Source organism: Phenylobacterium sp., assembly GCF_004799395.1.
Lineage (GTDB): Bacteria > Pseudomonadota > Alphaproteobacteria > Caulobacterales > Caulobacteraceae > Phenylobacterium.
Genome location: NZ_SSMZ01000347.1, coordinates 1 through 4,912 on the forward strand (window position 1 = coordinate 1; position 4,912 = coordinate 4,912).

The following is a 4,912-nucleotide window of genomic DNA, read 5'->3' on the forward strand; positions in this document are numbered from 1 at the left end:
AACGCGGTGCGGACCACGACCGTCGGGGGCACGACCTCAGGATATTCGCCGATCGGCAGGGTCGGCAGCGCGATCAGGCCCGCCAGCAGGATCACCATCGAAATCACCGCGGCGAAGCGCGGCCGGGTGATGAAGAAGTCCGAGAAGGTCATGCTGCGGCCGTCGAGACAGAGCTCGCCGCCGGATTGAGACTCAGCATCGCGAGGATGATCATTGCACCGTCTCCAAGTCCGCGAGTTCGGCGGGGCCGATGGTCGGGGCGGAGGTGTGGGGGGTGACCGCGTCACCCGGCTTCACTTTCTGCAGCCCCGCGGTGACGATCTGGTCGCCGGGCCTGAGGCCTGTGGTCACGATCCGAAGGAGGCCTGTGCTGGGTCCCAGCACCACCGGTCGCATCTGCACATGGCGGGTCGCGTCGACGACCAGGACATAGCGCTTGCCGAGGTCTGTCCCCAAGGCGCCCTCGGGCACCAGCGCCACGGTCTGCACGGCGCTTGAGACCAGGCGGACCCGGGCGAAGAGACCGGGCGTCAAGGCGCGGTCGGCGTTGTCCAGCAGGGCGCGGGCGCTGATCGTACCGCTGCCGGCGTCGACGGCGTTGTCCAGGAAGGCCAGGTGGCCCCGGTGCGGGAAGCCGGTCTCGGTCGCCAGGCCCACCAAGACGGCGCCGCCCTTCCCTCTCTGACCGCCTGCGTATTTCAGGAAGGCCTGCTCGTCGGCGTTGAAGGCGGCGTAGATCGGCGCTTCGGAAACCACCGTGGTCAGCAGGCTGGCGGGCGTCACGAGATTCCCGCGGGTGATCACTGCCTTCGACACGCGCCCGTCGATCGGTGAGACGACCTTGGTGAACTCGAGGTTTAACCGCGCCGCCTTGAGCGCGGCCTTCGCCGCCTCGACGTCCGCGCCGGCCGACGACGCGGTCGCTGAAAAGCGCTCCAACTCGCCCTGAGCGATCGCATTCTGCCGCATCAGCCGTTCGGCCCGGTCAGCATCAGAGCGGGCAAGCGTCGCCTGCGCTTCGCCGCGCTTCACCGCGGCGTCGAGGCGATCGACTTCATCCTGGTAGGGACGCGGATCGATCTCGACGAGGATCTCGCCGCGTCGGACGGGCGCGCCATCCTGAAACCGGACCTTGTCGATATAGCCCGCGACACGGGGCCGGACCTCGACGTTCTGGACGGCTTCGAGCCGCCCGGTGAAATCGTCCCACTGCCGAAGCGCCCGGAAGGTGACGGGGGTGACCTCGACGGCCGGCGGCGCCGGTGGTGGCCCGGACGGCTTTTGCCCGGCGCAGGCGGCCAGCACCAGCGCCAGAAGGCCCGACGCAGCCGCTGATCGGCGCGACACCAGCCGCCGCCCGAGCGTGGGAATCTCTGTTCGGAAGAGCCGAGGCGCTGTCATCTGCATTCCCGTCACGCGATCGGAGTGACCGACGTCTGGTGGATTGCATTGGACGCTAGGGGCCGGCCCGCTCAGCGGCTTGCACGGCGCCGTCGGGGTTGAACAATTGGGCCATGGAGTTCGGTCGGACGCCGCCGCGGCGGCCGCATGATCGCTACGTACAATCTGGCGGTGACTTCCCTCTCTAGTCCTGGCGCTTCAACGCCTGAGCTGCGGCTACAGGCGTCACCCTTCGCCAGGACAACGCCCGTGAACGATCTCCTAGACCTCGCCCTGACCGCCCATGGTGGACGCGATCGCTGGAACGCCTTCACCGCGCTGCGCGCGGAAGTCTCGATCGGTGGGGCGATCTGGGAGTTCAAGCAGCAGCCGGGGCTGCTCACCGACAAGGTCTTCGCCATCGCGACCCATCGGCAGAGCGTGGTGATCACGCCCTTCACTGCCCTGGATCGCCGCTGCGTATTCCAGCCCCACAGCCTGGTGCTGGAAGGTCTTGACGGGACCCTAATCGAAACCCGCGAAAACCCGGAAGGCGCCTTCGCCGGCCAGACCGCGACCAGCCCCTGGGACAAGTTCCACGTGGCCTATTTCGCGAGCGAGGCGCTGTGGACCTATCTCACCTCGCCCTTCCTCTATGCGTCGCCGGGCTTCGTGACCGAGGAGATCGAGCCTTGGGAGGAAGACGGCGAGACGTGGCGGCGGCTGAAGGTCACCTTCCCCGACCACATCTTCAGCCACGGCCGCACCCAGGTGACCCACTTCGGACCGGATGGACTGATGCGCCGCCACGACTACACCGTCGATATCCTGGAAGGAGCGAGCGGCGCGAACTACCCCAGCGACTACGTCGAGGTCCAAGGGCTGATGCTGCCGAGCAAGCGGGGCATCTACGCATACGACGGGGCGGGCCGGAAGGTCCCCGAGCCGCTGCTCGTCAGTCTCGACTTTGGCGCGATGACGTTCAGCTGACTTTGCCCCATTCGAAGCCGAGACCGTCATGCGACTTGACCCCTTCGAACCCATCCCTTCATCGCTGCCGGGCGCGGTCTGGCTGGAGATCATCCGTCGTCCGACCTCGACAGCGTTCGCTGCGGCGTTTGCGCCCGATGTGGTCCTCGAAGGAGGGGTGCTGCTGCAGCCTGTCGTGGGTCCAACTGAGGTGCGCCGAGTTTTCGAGGCGACGAAAAGTCTCTATGACGCAATAGGCTTCACGCTCGAAGAGACTGTCGCGGCGAGGACTTACCTTCACTGGGAGGGCCGCTTCGAGGGGCGTCCGGTCAGCGGCTTGACGGTCCTGACCCGAACGGCCACCGGCCTGATCGGTTCGATCGCCCTATACCATCGGCCCCTCGCACAGGTCGTTGGCTTCGCTTCGGAGCTCTCGCGGCGGCTCCGAACCACCTGACCGTCTACGGCGATCAGGCGTTTTCCGGCGCGGCGCCCGTACCAGGTGTCTTGCGATCTTTCAGTCCGGTTGCGGCGATGGCGATCAGGTTCGCGATCAGGGTGAGGCCCAGGATCGCCAGCACTAGGGAGGAGCGACCGGCCTGGATGAGCGGCAGGAGGAGCGCCGGCGACAAGGCGGCGCCGACGCGATTGGCGGCCCAGGCGATCGACGTGGCGCGTCCGCGAACAGCCGGCGCGAAGAGTTCGGCGCTGTAGGTGGTCAACGCCGGCAGATAGAGCGCGCTACCCACGCCGAAGACGATGATGCTGGCGGCCATCGGGACGAAGCCCGGGACGGAGAAGAAGACCAGCGTCGACAGCGCCATGACGACGACGCAGGCCGCCATCATCGGACGCCGTCCCATCCGGTCGATGACGCCGCCTCCGGCCAGGGCACCGAGGGCGGGACCAAAGGTGGCGAGCGCCACGTAGAAGAGCGTGTCGGACAGGTTGATGTGGCGGGCCAACAGGATCGGACCAGTCAGCAGGGGGAAGGCGACCCCGGCCCAGGGAATGAGGAAGTAGACCAGGCACAGGACCAGGAACCTGACCGGCGAGACGGGCCGCGCTACAGACGTGAGAGCCGGCTTCGCGTCGTGTCCGTCTGCTACGCCTGCTCGAGCATCACGTTTCCTCGCCGGGCTCCCGAGGTCTCGGGAGTTTGCGAACCTCGCGCCCACCGCCAAGACTTCGGATCGCCGCCCCCTAGCGTCCAGCCAGTGCGGCGCCTCGGGCGCCAACAGCGAGACGCCCCACGATGCGGCGCACATCGCCGCGGCCGCGAGGAAGAGCCAACGCCAACCCTCAACGCCGGCCACCGGGTCGGCGGTCAAGCTGCGCAAGGCGAAGAGCGCGGCCGGAGGCGCCAGATAGGCGATGGCGCAGACCGTGAAGATCAGGGCGCCGCGACGGCGTTGCGGCAGGATGTCCGTGAGATAAGCCATCATCAGCGGCGGATAGGCGCCGAGCGCACAGCCCGACAGCAGACGCGCCAAGGACAAGGTCCCGGAGGTCGGACTGAGCCCGGCCAACAGGGAAGTCACCGCAAGCGCCGCCACCGTCCAGGTCAGCGTCTTGCGGGGCCCGAAGCGATCTGCGAGCCACCCTGCTAGCGGCGCGCCGGCGATGGCGCCGACATAGACCGAGCTCAGCAGCCAGGACAGCGTGGCCCCCTTCAGACTGTGAGGCGGCGCGGAGAAGATGGCGGCCATGCCATTGCCCAGCGCGATCTCCACGAAGTCCATGGCGAACCCCACCGCGCAGAGCCCCACCACGAGCAGGTGCAAGACGGTCAGCGGTGAGCGCTCGATCGACCCGAGCGCCGTCGTCTCCGCTGCCGGCGGCGCAGTCTCTCGGGGCAAATTCGGAATCCGTGGGTCAGAGGGCGTCGGCGGGCGACCATACACGGCATGCCTCATCCGTCGCCCCGCGCAAGCCGGCCGCTTTACAAATTTTGCAAGTCTTACCTCGAAAGCCCGGATCGCTACGCCCACACCTGCATCGGCGTCGAGACAGGGGTATGGGTGTAATGGCGATCGAATGCGACAAAGCAGGTCGCCGGCGGCGCCGCGCGCTGCTCGGGGCGGTCGCCGGCCTCGCCCTGGCCCCCGCAGTGGCCTGGGCGCAGAGCGCGACGGATGTCGAGACCCTCGTCGTCACAGCGGCCAAGCGCGAGACGAAGCTGCTCGAGACGCCGATGAGCATCGTGGTCGTCGACCACGCGACGCTGCAGGCGACCAACGCCGACACTTTCGCCGACGTCGCCAGGCTCGTCCCGCAACTGACCTACACGGACTCCGGTCCGGGCAATAAGCGCTACGCGTTGCGCGGCCTGCAGTCGGCCGGCGAGCCGGAGGTCGCCCTCTACTACGACGAGATTCCGATCAGCGGCCTGCCCGGGGGCTCCCTGGACACCGGCGACAGTCAGCCGGACATCAAGCTGTGGGACGTCGATCGCGTCGAGGTGCTGCTCGGTCCGCAGGGTACGCTCTACGGGAACGGCTCGATGGGCGGGGCGATCCGCATCATCTCCAAACGCCCCGTGCTCGACAGCTTTGAGGCGGCG

General features: G+C 67.8%; 6 protein-coding genes. 3 read left to right on the forward strand and 3 right to left on the reverse strand.

The genetic code is table 11. From position 1 onward, the window contains the following. Both E8A12_RS22845 and E8A12_RS22720 read right to left on the reverse strand, forming a co-directional pair. The coding region (locus E8A12_RS22845) for an efflux RND transporter permease subunit (protein WP_363212703.1) at positions 1-152 on the reverse strand (152 nt) is incomplete at its 3' end. A gap of 58 nt (positions 153-210) precedes the next feature. After that, positions 211-1,347, reverse strand: coding sequence for an efflux RND transporter periplasmic adaptor subunit (locus E8A12_RS22720; RefSeq protein ID WP_293373199.1), 1,137 nt, complete (start codon positions 1,345-1,347; stop codon positions 211-213). A 303-nt stretch (positions 1,348-1,650) separates the two neighbouring features. On the opposite strand from E8A12_RS22720, the gene E8A12_RS22725 reads away from it, so the two are divergent. After that, positions 1,651-2,370, forward strand: a complete 720-nt coding sequence (locus E8A12_RS22725; RefSeq protein ID WP_293373201.1) for a hypothetical protein — start codon at positions 1,651-1,653, stop codon at positions 2,368-2,370. A 28-nt stretch (positions 2,371-2,398) separates the two neighbouring features. Next, positions 2,399-2,806 (forward strand): hypothetical protein, encoded by a 408-nt coding sequence (locus E8A12_RS22730; protein ID WP_293373203.1) that lies wholly within the window; start codon positions 2,399-2,401, stop codon positions 2,804-2,806. Between the two features lie 13 nt (positions 2,807-2,819). On the opposite strand, the gene E8A12_RS22735 is transcribed toward E8A12_RS22730, so the two are convergent. After that, positions 2,820-4,208, reverse strand: a complete 1,389-nt coding sequence (locus E8A12_RS22735) for an MFS transporter (protein WP_293373205.1) — start codon at positions 4,206-4,208, stop codon at positions 2,820-2,822. Positions 4,209-4,375: 167 nt separating this feature from the next. Here E8A12_RS22735 and E8A12_RS22740 point away from each other — a divergent pair. Then, positions 4,376-4,912 (forward strand): Plug domain-containing protein (locus tag E8A12_RS22740; protein WP_293373207.1); only part of this gene is annotated, 537 nt, incomplete at its 3' end.

What these genes read in the sequence shown, in the direction of transcription:
- E8A12_RS22730 (WP_293373203.1), top strand. Translation starts at nt 2,399, where the DNA reads ATGCGACTTGACCCCTTCGAACCCATCCCTTCATCGCTGCCGGGCGCG.